This window comes from Rhizobium sp. CF122 (assembly GCF_000282035.1).
In the GTDB taxonomy this organism is placed as follows: Bacteria; Pseudomonadota; Alphaproteobacteria; order Rhizobiales; family Rhizobiaceae; genus Rhizobium.
The window spans coordinates 80836-93732 of sequence record NZ_AKKA01000033.1 but is presented as its reverse complement, the minus strand read 5'-3'; the positions used below and the strand labels follow the sequence as shown (position 1 = coordinate 93732).

The 12897-nt window shown below is 59.6% G+C and carries 10 protein-coding genes; 4 read left to right on the top strand and 6 right to left on the bottom strand.

The window, feature by feature from the left end:
* Both PMI09_RS08990 and PMI09_RS08985 read right to left on the bottom strand, forming a co-directional pair.
* The coding region (locus PMI09_RS08990) for an HlyD family secretion protein (protein ID WP_007791479.1) at nt 1-1120 on the bottom strand (1120 nt) is incomplete at its 3' end.
* Nucleotides 1113-1577 carry a MarR family winged helix-turn-helix transcriptional regulator gene (locus PMI09_RS08985; protein ID WP_007791478.1) on the bottom strand — a complete coding sequence of 155 codons (465 nt, stop codon included), beginning with the start codon at nt 1575-1577 and terminating at the stop codon, nt 1113-1115. The genes PMI09_RS08985 and PMI09_RS08990, both read right to left, overlap by 8 nt.
* Nucleotides 1578-1991: 414 nt before the next feature.
* Between PMI09_RS08985 and PMI09_RS08980 the strand changes: the two genes are divergently transcribed.
* Nucleotides 1992-3170, top strand: a complete 1179-nt coding sequence (locus PMI09_RS08980; RefSeq protein WP_007791476.1) for an efflux RND transporter periplasmic adaptor subunit — start codon at nt 1992-1994, stop codon at nt 3168-3170.
* Nucleotides 3167-6361: an efflux RND transporter permease subunit gene (locus PMI09_RS08975; protein WP_007791474.1), complete on the top strand. Its 3195-nt coding sequence runs from the start codon at nt 3167-3169 to the stop codon at nt 6359-6361. Before PMI09_RS08980 ends, PMI09_RS08975 begins: the two co-directional genes overlap by 4 nt.
* Here PMI09_RS08975 and PMI09_RS08970 read toward each other — a convergent pair.
* The 4 genes from PMI09_RS08970 to PMI09_RS08955 form a co-directional block, all read right to left on the bottom strand.
* The gene (locus PMI09_RS08970) at nt 6356-7363 is read right to left on the bottom strand and encodes an acyltransferase family protein (protein ID WP_007791472.1); all 1008 of its coding nucleotides are present in this window, start codon (nt 7361-7363) and stop codon (nt 6356-6358) included. The genes PMI09_RS08975 and PMI09_RS08970 overlap by 6 nt on opposite strands.
* Before the next feature lie 47 nt (nt 7364-7410).
* The gene (locus PMI09_RS08965; RefSeq protein WP_007791471.1) at nt 7411-8676 is read right to left on the bottom strand and encodes an O-antigen ligase family protein; all 1266 of its coding nucleotides are present in this window, start codon (nt 8674-8676) and stop codon (nt 7411-7413) included.
* Nucleotides 8677-8686: 10 nt separating this feature from the next.
* Nucleotides 8687-9958: a polysaccharide biosynthesis/export family protein gene (locus tag PMI09_RS08960; protein ID WP_007791468.1), complete on the bottom strand. Its 1272-nt coding sequence runs from the start codon at nt 9956-9958 to the stop codon at nt 8687-8689.
* A gap of 75 nt (nt 9959-10033) precedes the next feature.
* A complete protein-coding gene (locus PMI09_RS08955) occupies nt 10034-10714 on the bottom strand; it encodes a sugar transferase (protein ID WP_007791466.1) in 681 nt (226 codons plus the stop codon).
* A 774-nt stretch (nt 10715-11488) separates the two neighbouring features.
* Between PMI09_RS08955 and PMI09_RS08950 the strand changes: the two genes are divergently transcribed.
* Nucleotides 11489-11755, top strand: coding sequence for an exopolysaccharide production repressor protein (locus tag PMI09_RS08950; RefSeq protein WP_007791464.1), 267 nt, complete (start codon nt 11489-11491; stop codon nt 11753-11755).
* A 135-nt stretch (nt 11756-11890) separates the two neighbouring features.
* Entirely contained in the window at nt 11891-12892 is a 1002-nt protein-coding gene (locus tag PMI09_RS08945; protein ID WP_007791463.1) for a glycosyltransferase family 2 protein, read from the top strand.
* Nucleotides 12893-12897: the final 5 nt, after the last annotated feature.

Here is a 12897-nt window from a genome sequence, read left to right as displayed (position 1 = left end):
GAAGCGGCGGCTTGCCGGCGGCGTCATCGATGCTGACCCGCATCGGAATGCGCTGCACGACCTTGACCCAGTTGCCGGTCGTGTTCTGCGCCGGCAGCAGCGAGAAGCTGGAACCAGAGGCCGGGCTGATGCTCTCGACCTTGCCCTTCCACTCCACGCCAGGGTAGGTGTCGACATAGATCGTCACCGGCTGACCCGGCTTGACATAGGTCAGTTCCGTTTCCTTCGGGCTCGCGGCGATCCAGAGGTTTCTTGCCGAAACCAGCGAGAAGGCTTGCGTGGACGCTTGCAGGTAGGAGCCCGGCTGCAGCGAGTTGACGTTTGTCACGATGCCCTCGAACGGCGCCTTGACGACGCTGTGGTCAAGTTCGCGCTGCGCATCGTCCACCTTCGCCTTGGCTTCGAGATAGAGCGGATTCTGTTCTACCGGCTGGTCGGCATTGCCGCCGAGCTGCGCCAGCGTCGCTGCCGCTTCGGCCTTGGCAACGGCAACCTTCTGATGACCGGCGTCGAGATTGTGCTTGGCCTGGTCATAGGCGACACGTGTCGCAGCCGAGCTGTTCAGGAGGTTCTGCTGGCGGTCGAACTCGGTCTGATAGTAGGGAATATCGGCTTCGGCCTGTGTGATCTCAGCAAGCGACTGCTGATAGCTGGCCTTCAGATTGAGAATCTGGTTGCGCACGGCGCCAAGCTGCGCCTGCGCACCGTCGAGTGCGATCCTGAAGGAATCCTGGCGCAAGCTGAAGAGCACCTGGCCCTTCTCGACAGCCTCGTTCTCGTGCACGCTGATCTGGTCGACGATACCCGAAACGTCGGTCGTCAGACCGACCATGTCAGCCTGGATATAGGCATTGTCCGTCGACATGACTTGGCCGCCGTTGACGTAGTAATAGCCACCGATGACGAGCGCGACGGGCAGCAACGCGAACAGAACGGGCCGCGTGAGGCTGCGCCGGCGGCGGACCTTCGCACCGCCGGGCGCAGCCACAGCAGTAGCGGGCGCTGAATTGGATGAAGGCGCCTCGGCTACTGTTTCCTCGCGAGGGGAAGCGTCATTTTCTTCAACTGGGTTTTTGGCATTTGCGTCGGCAACGACGCGCAGGGAGGACTTCTCAGCCATGTCTGGTCTCATTTGCGGCAACCGGGGTTCGGCAGGCCTGCACTAGGTTCGTCTTCATTGCGAATAGGATGTCGAACAGCTGGTCCCGCTGCTCGGGAGAGATACTCTCGAATGCTTCGCCGCGCGTCAGCTCACCGAGGTCGCGCATCTCGGCAAGCAGCGGGTGTGCCTCTTCACGCACATAGAGAAGCCAGATGCGGCGATCGGTCGGATGCTGACGACGCTCGATGAGACCGCGCTCGGCGAGTTTGTCAAGAATGCGGACAAGTGTGATCGGCTCGATTTCCAGGATCTCGGCAAGCCCGCCCTGGTGGATTCCCTCGTTGCTGCGCAGGTACGCAAGCGTCTGCCATTGCGACCGCGTGAGCCCAAGGCAACGCGCGCGCTGCTCGAACCGCTTGCGAAGCAGCCGTGCAACGTCGTGCAACAGGAAGCCGAGAGTGGGATTGCCATTCATAGGAGACAGTGCCGATAATTGATAAGCACACTTATAATATGCCCAGATATATTAAGCGTGGGCAGGGCACAATAGGGTCCCTCCCAGATTCCGCAGCTGCGGCCAAAATGCCGCACTGGAATACGCGCGGAAATTTCGAAGGCCTTTCGAAATTGCAACCGGTTGGCATTTGCAATTTCGATCGGCAGCCGTTTAAAGTAAAAATCCAGAGGGTTATCGGAAATGCAGTGATCTTCGTTCGATCACTTTTTCGCGATGACAAGCACGCGTGCGCGGCCTGCAGCCGCGATTGTAAATTCGCAATGGCATAGGTGAATGAGGGAGCGCCCTTGTTCAGAGACATCCAGACATGAATCGCAGCACATCAGCATAAGCGACGGCAGCACTTGCGGCCGTCCGGATAAGGAAACCGCCATGCCTTCCTTGCTTCGACACCTGCTGACCATCGGCTCCTTTGCTCTCATGCCGTTCACCGCGGCGATGGCACAGCAGCCAGCCGCCGCCCCTCCTCCCGTTTCAGTCGCAAAGCCTGTCGTGCGCGATGTCGTCGACAATGACGAATTCATTGGCCGCTTTGAACCAGTCGATCAGGTATCAGTGCGCTCACGCATCGGGGGCTACCTGCAGGAGGTGCACTTCACCGACGGCGCACTCGTCAAGCAGGGCGACCTGCTCTTCGTCATAGACCAAAGGCCGTTCATCACCGCCCTGAACGAAGCGAACGCAGCACTGGAAGTAGCCAAGTCAACGCTCGTCTACGCCGAGGCACAGTTCAAGCGGGCCGAGAGCCTGGCAACAAGCGGCAGCCAGTCGATATCGATCCTTGACGACCGCCGGCGCGAATGGGTTTCGGCGCAGGCAAACGTCCGCGGCGCGCAAGCGACGGCTGATCGCGCAGCGCTCGACCTCGAATATACAAAGATCACGGCCCCGATCGGCGGGCGCATCGACCGCCGGCTGATCTCCGTCGGCAACCTTGTCCAGGCCGATCAATCAGTGCTGACGACCATCGTTACGGTGGATCCGATCGACTTCTACTTCGACGTCGACGAGCGCCGCCTTCTCAATTTCGCGCAGACCGCCCGCGAGCGCGGGGTCGATCTGCAGGAGGGCGGTGGGGGCGTCGAAGTTGAGGTAAGGATCACGGATTCCAACGAAAAGCCATTCAAAGGCAAGCTCGACTTCGCTGAAAACCGCATAGACAGCGAGACCGGTACGAAGCGCATACGCGCGCGATTTGACAATCCGAACTACGTGCTCCAACCAGGTCTGTTCGGTCGCGTCTCCGTTCAGGCCTCGAATGTCTACAAGGCGATCCTCGTGCCGGACGAAGCGATCGGCTCGGACCAGAACCAACGCGTCGTCTACGTCGTTGGAGACGACGGAACGGTCACCGCAAAGCCGGTCCGGCCTGGACCACGCCTGTACGGCTATCGCGTCATCCGCGAAGGCATGGACGGCAACGAGACGATCGTCATCAATGGCCTTCTGCGCGCCCGCCCGGGTAGCAAGGTCACGCCGCAGATGGTCGAGCTGGCGCAAAGCCGCGAAGAGATCGCGCCGGAAGCCGCCGGCCTGGAGCTCAGCCGATGAGATTTGCGCACTTCTTCGTCGACCGACCGATCTTCGCGTCGGTGCTCTCTATTGTGCTGCTTATTGTCGGCGCCATCGCCTATTTTCAGTTGCCCGTGGCGCAATACCCCGAGATTGCGCCGCCGACCATTGTGATCCGCACCTCCTATCCCGGCGCTGACGCCGAGACTATTGCCAACACCGTGGCGACACCGATCGAGCAGGAGGTCAACGGCGTCGAAGACATGCTTTATATGTCTTCCTATTCGACGGCCGATGGTTCGATGGCACTCACAGTGACCTTCAAACTCGGCACAGACCTCGACAAGGCGCAAGTCCTTGTCCAGAACCGCGTTGCCATTGCCGAACCTCGCCTTCCTGAAGAGGTTCGGCGCATCGGCATCACGACAGCAAAGAGTTCGCCCGACCTGATGATGGTCGTGCATCTGCTGTCACCCAACTCTCGCTACGATCAGCTCTATGTCTCCAACTACGCGCGCACACGCATCCGCGACACGCTTGTTCGCCTCGATGGCGTTGGCGACGTCATCCTCTTCGGCGAGCGTGAATATTCGCTGCGCATATGGCTCGATCCGCAGAAACTGTCGGCCTACGGCATGACCTCCAGCGACGTCGTCGACGCTCTGCGCGAACAGAACGTGCAGGTTTCCGGCGGCTCGATCGGTGGGCCGCCGGCCGCCGGCACCAATGCCTTCCAATATACGGTGACGACGCAGGGGCGTTTCTCGGATGCCCGGCAATTCCGCTATGTCATCGTCAAGGCGACCGCGGAAGGGCGTCTCGTCCAGCTGCAGGATATCGCCCGCATCGAACTCGGCGCCAAGGACTACGTCACAAACAGCTATCTGAATGGCAAGCCCGCCGTCGCGCTCGGCATTTTCGCGCGCCCCGGAACCAACGCGCTCGCGGCCGCGGCTGAAATCAAGAAGACGATGGACACCGTCGCTCAGGATTTTCCCCAAGGTCTCAGCTACGACATCGTCTACAACCCGACCGAATTTATCGCGGAATCCATCAACGAGGTCTACAAGACGATCGCTGAAGCCGCGATCCTCGTCGCCATCGTGGTTCTCATATTCCTGCAATCCTGGCGCACGGCGATCATCCCCATCGTTGCCATCCCGGTCTCGCTGATCGGCACCTTCGCCTTTCTGCTTGCCTTCGGCTTCTCGCTCAACATGCTGACGCTGTTCGGTCTCGTGCTGGCAATCGGCATCGTTGTCGACGACGCGATCGTCGTCGTCGAAAACGTCGAGCGCAACCTGGCAAAGGGGATGACGCCGAGGGAGGCCGCACATGTGACGATGAACGAAGTCGGCACGGCCGTCGTCGCAATCTCGCTCGTGCTGATCGCCGTCTTTGTTCCGACTGCCTTCATCCCCGGCATTTCGGGTCAGTTCTATCGGCAGTTCGCCGTGACGATCTCGGTCGCCACCGCCATCTCGGCGCTGAACTCACTGACCCTCTCGCCAGCCCTCGCCGCATTGGTATTGAAGCCACACGAGGAGCACGAGAAACGTCGCAACCCGATCGCGCGTTTCGGGAGCGCGCTTGCCAATGGGTTCAACAACGGCTTCGACAAGCTCAGTGCAGGCTATTCCTGGATCGTGCGGCACACGGTGCAGACGGTCGCCGCACTCTGCGTCGCCTTGCTGGTTTTCGTCGGCCTCCTGGGGGCGACATACTATATGAGCAGGATCGTTCCGAGTGGCTTCGTCCCGGTCATGGACCAGGGCTACGCCATCGTCGTCGTGCAATTGCCTGACGGTGCAGCGCTTTCCCGCACCGACGCGGTTATCGAGCGTGCTTCGGAAATCATCCGCAACACGCCAGGCGTGAAGAATGCCGTGGCCTTCTCGGGGTTCAGCGGTGCGACCTTTACCAACGCCTCCAACTCCGGCGTGGTCTTCGCCGCCTTCGACACTTTCGAAAACCGCCTGGAGCACGGCCAGACGGCGACCAAGATCATCGGACAGCTATACGGGAGCCTGCAGGCGATCCAGGAGGCCTTCATCATCGCCATCCCGCCACCGCCAATCTCCGGTATCGGCAATGCCGGCGGCTTCAAGATGCAGCTCATGGATCGCGAAAGTTCGGACATGCGCCGCATCCTCGGCGTCGCCTACCAGCTAATGGGCATGGCCAACCAGACGGAGGGTCTGACCGGCGTCTTTACGACGTTCTCCGCCAATAGCCCGCAGTACTTCCTTGAAATCGACCGCGACAAGGCGCGTATGCTGAACGTACCGATCTCCAACATATTCGATACGCTGTCGATCAATCTCGGTACATCCTACGTCAACGATTTCAATGCCTTCGGGCGTGTCTACCAGGTGCGCGCGCAGGCCGATCAGCAATATCGCGTCGAGCGTGACGATATCCTCGCCCTCAAGGTCAGATCCGCGACCGGCGCACTCGTCCCACTTGGCACACTGGTCGATATCCGCGATACCAGCGGTCCTTCACTCGTCCAGCATTACAATATGTACGTGTCAGTACCCGTACAGGGTAACGCCGCTCCCGGCGTTTCGACGGGCACTGCGTTGGACAAGATGGAAGGGCTTGCGAAGCAGTTGCTGCCAGCAGGAACAACCTTCGAATGGACGGAAATCGCCTTCCAGGAACGAAACACCGGCAACACGGCGATCTACATCTTCGCCCTGTCGGTCGTCTTCGTTTTCCTGGCACTGTCGGCGCAGTATGAGAGCTGGGTCCTGCCGCTTGCCATCATCCTCATCGTTCCCCTTGCAATCCTGGCTGCCTTGCTTGGCGTCCATTTGCGCGGAATGGACAACAACATCCTGACCCAGATCGGGCTGATCGTGCTGATCGGGCTGGCGGCCAAGAACGCCATCCTGATCGTGGAATTCGCGAGACAGGCGCAGGATGAAGGCAAGTCGGCCGTCGAAGCCGCGATCGAGGCCAGTCACTTGCGTCTACGGCCGATCCTGATGACCGCCTTTGCGTTCATCTTCGGTGTCGTGCCGCTGATGATCGCCACCGGCCCCGGCGCCGAAATGCGTCAATCGCTCGGGACGGCCGTTTTCTCAGGGATGCTTGGCGTAACGATTTTCGGCCTGTTCCTGACACCCGTCTTCTACGTCGTGCTGCGCGCGCGCCGGAAAAAGCCTGTTGCGCAGGCCGAGACCGCGCCACCCTCCGAGGAGGCTGTCCCCGAAACCTCTTCATGAAGGACGCCGCTCGACCGCATTCTGTTTGAGCAGGTCTGACGACCAGATCTTCCGGAGCGGCTTCTCGACGAGCTCGTAGGCTGCCGCGCCGAGGATCGTACCGCCGGCAACGGCGATCGCGATGGTCGGCGTTGTCGACAGCCCGACCACGCCGGCAGCCTTGGCGATCACGGAAATCGCCAGCGTGTGCCAGAGGTATATCGAATAGGAGGCATCGCCGAGATAGGTGAGAAGCGGTACGCGGCCGATGCTCCCACCCGCCTCGAGGGACACCATGCCGTAGACCAGCGCCATGGCAAGGGGCCCGCAGATCGCTTCATCGAAATCGGCTCCGATCAGGAAGATGGTGGCGAAGCCGGAGAGCGATGCGCCGACACAAGCAAGCCCCAGACTGGTGCCTGCAATCCACCGCCTGATCCACAATTCGGCGAGAAGAACGCCTCCGAGGAACTCCAGAATGATCGGCCGGGTATAGGTTTCGAGCACCGGCGATGCGGGCTCGAAGAGAAGGCCGATCAGGAAAAAGCCTCCGAAGACGACCGTCAGGTACGAAAGCCGCCAGCGACGCGGCAGGAAAAGCGCCCCGGCAAACAACACGTAGAAGAACATCTCGAAATTCAGCGTCCAACCCTGGACGAGGACCGGCCAGATATCACCCGTGCTCGGCGACTGAGCGGGAATGAAGAAGAGCGAGGAAAGGATATGGGCGCCGGTCAGCTTCAGGTTCGGAAACAGGCCGACCACGGCACCGGCGATCATCACGCTCGTCACCAGCCAGTAGGACGGCGCGATGCGCCGAATGCGGTCGAGCAGGAAACCCTGCGGCGTCATCGGTCTGCGGTCGCTGATGACCCACATGATGAAGCCGCTGATCACGAAGAAGACGTCGACGCCGGCGGCACCAATGGCGAAATGCTCACCGGTCCTTTCCGCTGCGTGGAAGACCACGACGGCAAGTGCCGCGAAGGCGCGCAGATATTGGATGCCGTAAAGTGTCTTCATCCGGTTTCCTCGGAAGACCGGTCAAGGCCGGTCGAGATGCGATGACGTTATTGAGTGACGGGCTCTGGCGACGTCTGGCGTTGCCATGAGCTCACCGCCGGTTGGCGGCGCGCTATCGCCAGCTTCCCGGCGGCAAAGTAGAAAAGAAACGTCCCGACGTTGTATGGCGTCAGAATGTCGATCTCGACGAAGGACCGGATCGTCAGCAAGACCGCGATCGAGAACAGCAGATAGGATTCATCGTTCCTGAAGTCCTCGATGACGCGGCGCAAGTGCCCCCACAGAATCCGCAACAGCATGACGGCAAGAACGATGACGCCCGTGAGCCCCAGCTCGACGGCCGTTTCGATGTAGGTGTTGTGGAAGTGGAAGCCGCTGCGCGAACCGATGAAGAACTCTTCCCACAGCCGCTCCGGCTCGGAGAAGCCCTGGACCCAATAGGCCTGGTAGCCGATTCCCAATACCGGGTTTTGCTTGGCCGCCTCGATCCCCTGCTGCCAGAGATAGGTGCGGCCGGTCAGCGTGGAATCCTTGCCGAAGATGCCGAGAACAGCATCCACCGCCCCCAGATAGACACCGGCAACGGCAAGGATGACGACGGCGACGCCGCCGCCGATCACCAGCAGCTTGCGATGGTCGGGGGCAAGTGCGATGACGACGCGCAGCCCCATCATCAGGGCAATCACCACGGCAGTCGTCAGTACCGACGTCGCCGACTGGCAGGCAATGAGGCAGTATGCCGACAGAAGCCCGACCACGCCTGACGCGGCCATCCAGAGGCGTCTCTCACCGAAGATAAAGACAGCCGCGAAAGAGACGATCAGGCCTAGCGACGCATAAAAGCCAAGCTGATTCTTCGAGGCGAAGGCGCCCACGAAACTGAAGGTGCCGTCCAGAGGATCGTACTCGTAGTAACCGAACAGGAGCGAGTAGACGAGAACGATCCCGACGCCGGCGATCATGCCCACCGTCAGCGTTCTGACATCGAGCACGCGCACCGCAATCAGGGCGCAGATGACCTGCGTCAGATACTGGATGCTGGCGCGCAGCGAAATGCTGGGAACGGCCGACCAGAAGACCGACAGGAAGGCAAGTGCCGCAAACGCATAGATCCAGAGGTAGCGACCATGACTGCCGAGCACCTTCTTGTAGTCCACGGCGATGAGCGGCAGCCAGAGCGCATAGTAAAGCAGGATCGCCACCTGCCCGAACTTGATCGAGTAGGCGAAGCAAAAAAGTGACAGCGCCACGGCGGGGATGGCATAAGCCGCGTTCCCGCCTGGCTGAATGAGCACAGATTTTGCGATCCGCATTGCGGCCTCGTTATCTCATCGCCAATCCGGCGGTGACCTTGATAAGGTCGCCGGGCTGGAGTGCTGTATTTTCCTGAACCGGAATCTCCTTCGCCTTGCCGTCAACTTCGCGGACGATCGAATAGGCGATGCTCGCAGCTCCGGTGCTGGTGTCAAAGCGGGCGGCATCGGTCGATTGCGTCAATGCTTCCGCCATCAGCGAGTTGCTGGTTTCGAGCTTGAGATTGAGTTCGTCGAGTTGAGCCTCGGCGTTTTGCATTTCCTGGGCAAGCTGCGCATCCCAGTCGTTCCGAAGCGTGATCTCGTCCTGATTGGCCTTGCTGATGTCCTGCTTAGCCTTCAGCGAGTTGGTATCGATATCGAGAAGGGTCGCCTCGGTATCCGCTGCCCGCTGTTCAGCGGCCATCTTGCGGTTGCTGAGCGCAAGGCCCCTTTCGGCAAGATCCTCGACCTTGTCGCGGTCCTCAGTTGCAAGCTGCAACTGCCGGGTCTGCGTTTCAGTCTTCTTGGCGAGAGTCTCGACCTCGCTTTGCAGCAGTTGCTTGAGGTCGGCAAGCGCCTGAAGCTGCAACGTCAGCCGCTTCTTGCGTGTATTCATGAGCGCCGTTTCGCTGGCAAGCAGGGGCTTCGCCTCCGGCTTGTCCTGAAGCTCCTTAGGCATTTCGATCGTATCCTGGTTCGCGATCTCGGCCCGTAGCCGCGCCTGCTTCACCAGCAGGCGTGCCCGGTCGGCCAAGTAGACGACCGCATCACCCTTGGCGTTGATGAAATCGCGGGCAAATCGCTGCCCGGCGTCCGCCCGGCGCAGACCGCCGGCAAGGCTCACGGCCTTGACGATCGTCAGATTCGGCGCAAACGGGTACTCGCCGGGCTTTTCGACGTCGCCGGACAGATAGACCGGCCGGAATTCCGAGAGCTCGACCGAGGCAGACGGTCGGTCCTTCAGAGCAAATTGCTTCTGCAGTGCCGAACCGATCTCCTGGGCGATTGCATCGGTCGTTTTGCCCGAGGCAGGCATATCGCCGACGAAAGGCAGGGAAATGCTTCCTGAAGGCCCGACCGTGTAGTCCCCACTGACGACCGACCAGTCACGGATGCTACCATCCGCGGTCTGCCACTCGGCCACCCGGATCTTCAGCTTGTCCATGATACCAAGACGGTAGTCGTCGGCAGCAGCAAGCGATGAAGACGCCAGAAAAGCACCAAGTCCGGCTGCGACAACAATACCGGATCTTAGCGTGCGACGTCGTCCGGCCTTGCCGTCAAGAAAGCGTTTTTCCATGAACCTTCCCCGTGTTTCAGCACGACAAGCCGCAAGGCGTTGCCGCGCAGTACTGTTTGGGCTTTGAGATGCGGCTTAGTAGCTGCCGCGTTGAGCGCATACCGCCGGGATTGTGCGTGCGATGATCACGACATCCCGAACCAGCGACCAGTTTTCGACATAGTGCGTGTCGAAGGCGACGCGGGTCGCGTAAGAAACGTCATTGCGTCCGCTGATCTGCCAGAGGCCCGTGAGGCCAGGGCGGGATTGCAGATAATAGACGGCCGCATTCTCGTACATTTCGAGTTCGTCTCGAACAACGGGACGCGGACCGACGACGCTCATTTCGCCACGGATGATATTGAAGAGCTGGGGCAGCTCATCAAGGCTCAACTTGCGCAGAACGGCACCAACGGCAGTGACCCGGGGGTCGTCCTGCAGCTTGCGCGTTGCACGCCACTCTTCCATGGCCTTCGGATTGTTGCGCAGGTGATCCTGCAGAACCTTGTCACCATTGGTGACCATTGTCCGAAACTTCAGGCAACGGAACTCCTGGCCATTATGGCCGATGCGGCGATGCCCATAGAAGATCGGCCCCCTGTCGGAGAGCTTCACAAGCAACATCACCATCAAAAAAAGCGGGCTCAGAAAAATGAGCCCGAGGCAGGCGGCGGACACATCGAATGCCCGTTTCGCGATCCCGCCAGTCGGCGGAAACACGCTCTGATGAACTGCGCCATAAAATGGCGAACTGTCCGATCTCGTCGCAGACTTCATAGAGGTAACTCCACTTATGTTTGCCGTTTGGTCGGGTAGGCTCAGGCCGCTTAGCAAGCGCTGACGAATTCGAAGTGTATGAGGTGATTTTGTTTTTTTAAGCCACAATTTTAAGACCGAGGCTTTACGACGTGTTTTTGCAGCCGCCGTTCAACTTTTTTGTTTTTAAGATTCTGCTGAAATAGCTATACAATTCTTTGGCGGCATCGAAATAATCTCTGCGTGTACCAATAAAAGTCTCGGACATAGCTGTGTGGGTCAAAGATACTGAAGTGTAGGTCGTTCAGGCCTGGTGCCGGCAATTGATGGTTTGCATTCGCGGCTTCTGGCAGAGCGCCAGTTTCTATTTGCCGACAGAGCTTTTATTGCATTGCACCATGCATTTTGCACTGCACCAGCTAAACGTTTGAAATTAAAACTTTGTAATAAAAGTTGAACGTAAAGCCGCCCCGGCCGGCCCCGTGCGACCGACATTGTGGCACTAATGGTAACGTGTATTGCCAAATTGCGCGCAACCAGCGATGTGCGTAATCTTTTTTAATCATCTTTGGCGAAAGCGGCCGGACAGCGGCAACACGTGGCATTTTTACCAATAGCCGGAAGAAACCTTTAAGATCGTCGCTGTACTACCCATTTCGCAGACGCAAAAAAACGTCCCCAGAGCTTCAGTTGAAACAGGAAGTCCTGTAAAACATTATCCTAGGAAGGATCCTGATGGCGGTTTCGTCTTCAATGATTGTTCGTTGAACGAAGCTCCGATGGAGGAGGCAACAAATGTATGCACCTCGCGTTATCTTCAGCATGCTCGGCGCGCTGGCCGTATTTGCTGTAGCAACGTATTGGCTGAGCGGTTCCCTCGCCGGCACCGCGATCAAGACCGCGATTTGCGCCGTCCTGCTTCAGACCGGCTACTTCGGCGGCGTGCTTTACCTTGTCTGGAAGGAATCCAGGAGCCGCACGATCCGCCCCGCGATAAAGCGCGAAGAAGCGGAAAAGCTACCCGTGACGCCCTTCAAAGGCTCTGAACCGTTCAACCGCTAAGCATCGCGATTCGAACCGATAGTCGTGGCTCTCCGGCATGGGGGCATCCTCGCTCGTAACATCATTTGAACGGCCGCCCGTTGTCCGCCACATTTTGACGTCCTAGTTGTTGAGCGAAAACAACGGAGGCTACGCGTGGCAAAAACGGCAAGCATTTGCGTCATCATCGCAGCCAAGAACGCGGCGGACACGATCGAAACCGCTGTTGAATCAGCGCTTCGGGAGCCAGAAGTGGCCGAAGTGGTCGTCGTTGATGACGGCTCCAATGACGGCACAGCGGAGGCTGCAAGACGTGCGGATGACGCCAGCGGCAGGCTGAGTGTCGTCAGATTCGACCAGAACAAAGGGCCATCCGCCGCCCGCAACCACGCCATCGACATCTCTTCGGCACCCCTGATCGCGATCCTCGACGCTGACGATTTCTTCTTCGAAGGACGCTTTCGCCGGATGCTTGCGGAGGACGACTGGGAGTTCGTTGCCGATAACATCGCCTTCGTCGACGCCGAGACGGCCAGCCAGGCGCCCCAGCGGCTCCAGCAATTTGCCGAAAGTCCGCTCTTCCTCGACCTGCCCACCTTTGTCGATGGCAACATATCCAAGCGTGGCGTCCGCCGCGGTGAGATCGGCTTTCTCAAGCCGATCATGCGACGGGCCTTCCTGGACAAGTATGGCTTGCGTTACCGCGAGGAGATGCGGCTTGGAGAGGATTACGACCTCTACATCAGGGCGCTGGCGCTCGGCGCGCGCTACAAGGTGATCCACAGCTGCGGCTACGGGGCTGTCGTGCGCGGAAATTCGCTCAGCGGTCGCCATCGCACCGAAGATCTTCGCCGCCTTTACGAGGCCGATCGCGCGCTCCTGACATCGTCAAGGCTGCTGCCAGCGGCCGCAGAAGCCGTGCGTCGGCATGAGCGGCATGTTCGCGGCAAATATGAGCTGCGGCGGTTCCTCGACATCAAATCGCAATCAGGCCCGCTAGCAGCAATCGCCTACATCGCAACGCACCCGGCAGCCTTCGCGCCCGTTGCAACGGGCATCCTGATGGACAAGACCGAGCGCCTGCGAAATCCCGGTGGCGTATCCGTCACCGCGCAAGGCAATGGCTTGAGATATCTTCTGAGCGCCCCGGCCAAGTAGCCGGG